Origin of the sequence: Pseudomonas sp. HMSC057H01 (assembly GCF_001836405.1) — a bacterium.
In the GTDB taxonomy this organism is placed as follows: domain Bacteria; phylum Pseudomonadota; class Gammaproteobacteria; order Pseudomonadales; family Pseudomonadaceae; genus Pseudomonas; species Pseudomonas aeruginosa.
In genome coordinates this window covers 1-628 of the sequence record NZ_KV828455.1, presented here as the reverse complement: position 1 = coordinate 628, position 628 = coordinate 1, and the positions used below count along the sequence as shown (strand labels likewise).

1 protein-coding gene is annotated in these 628 nt (G+C 55.7%); it reads left to right on the top strand.

Translation table 11 applies throughout. From position 1 onward, the window contains the following. Positions 1–82: 82 nt before the first annotated feature. Positions 83–571 (top strand): phenazine biosynthesis protein PhzB, encoded by a 489-nt coding sequence (gene phzB, locus HMPREF2581_RS12380; RefSeq protein WP_003115119.1) that lies wholly within the window; start codon positions 83–85, stop codon positions 569–571. Positions 572–628: the final 57 nt, after the last annotated feature.

Sequence of the window (628 nt, the reverse complement as noted above, 5' to 3'; positions counted from 1 at the left end):
TGGGAATAGCCGTTCCGCAAATAAAACGTGACGGCATTCCCACCTGATTAATGATTATTCCAATTCAAGAGGAGATATGACGATGCTCGATAATGCTATTCCCCAAGGTTTCGAAGACGCCGTGGAGTTGCGCAGGAAGAATCGCGAGACGGTGGTCAAGTATATGAACACCAAAGGCCAGGATCGCCTGCGCCGCCATGAACTTTTCGTCGAGGACGGCTGTGGCGGTTTATGGACCACCGATACCGGCTCGCCCATCGTCATTCGTGGCAAGGACAAGCTGGCCGAGCACGCGGTGTGGTCGCTGAAATGCTTCCCGGATTGGGAGTGGTACAACATCAAGGTCTTCGAGACCGACGATCCCAACCACTTCTGGGTCGAGTGCGACGGCCACGGCAAGATCCTCTTCCCCGGGTATCCCGAGGGTTACTACGAGAACCACTTCCTGCATTCCTTCGAGCTGGACGACGGCAAGATCAAGCGCAACCGCGAATTCATGAACGTCTTCCAGCAATTGCGCGCCCTGAGCATTCCGGTCCCGCAGATCAAACGCGAAGGCATTCCCACCTGAGGCCATCCTGGAAGGGGTGAACTATGGACGATCTATTGCAACGCGTACGGCGCTGCG

Coding starts and splice junctions, on each gene's coding strand:
- phzB (WP_003115119.1), top strand. CDS start 83: ATGCTCGATAATGCTATTCCCCAAGGTTTCGAAGACGCCGTGGAGTTG.